The 576-nt window shown below is 74.1% G+C and carries 1 pseudogene; it reads left to right on the plus strand.

Annotated elements, in window-relative coordinates:
- Nucleotides 1-61 precede the first annotated feature (61 nt).
- A pseudogene (locus B7L92_RS37915) lies at nucleotides 62-576 on the plus strand (hypothetical protein); the annotation flags it as partial.

The following is a 576-nucleotide window of genomic DNA, read 5'->3' on the forward strand; positions in this document are numbered from 1 at the left end:
GCCCGACCCCCGCCCCACCAAGCGCGGCCGGGATGTCGGCGGCCGGTGGTATTCGTGTCGCGTGCACGACGAGACCTCGAGCGCGACCGTGCTCCTCCACGACGCCTTCCCCGTAGAGGTCCGCCGCAGCCCCCTGGGCTGGAAGGCGCTGCGGGCCTGGGAGAGCCGGCACCGCGTGGTGCTGCCGGAGCCGTACCGCACCTTCGTGGCCGAGACCGCCAACGGCACGCACGACGGCCCGCCCGACGAGGGCGGCCTGCTGCCGCTGGGAGAGAAACCGGACAGCTGGACGGGCTGGGAAGCCGACTGCTGGATGAGCCCGCAGCCGTTCGACGGCACCGCCGCGCGCAGGCCCGCCGAGCCCTTCCCGCTCGAGGAGGAGTGGCAGTGGGAGTACGACTACCACGACAACGCTCTCCATTCGCCCGTGCTGCACGGCCTCTACCAGTGCGGCTCGGCGCTGCTGGGCAGCGACCGGCCCGGCGAGTACTGGACGCTGGTGGTGGCAGGCCCGCAGCGCGGCCGGGTGTGGTGGCTCCGCGACGGATGCGCCGCGCCCTATGCCGCTTCCCCGCC

This window comes from Streptomyces viridosporus, assembly GCF_002078235.1.
Lineage (GTDB): Bacteria > Actinomycetota > Actinomycetes > Streptomycetales > Streptomycetaceae > Streptomyces > Streptomyces viridosporus.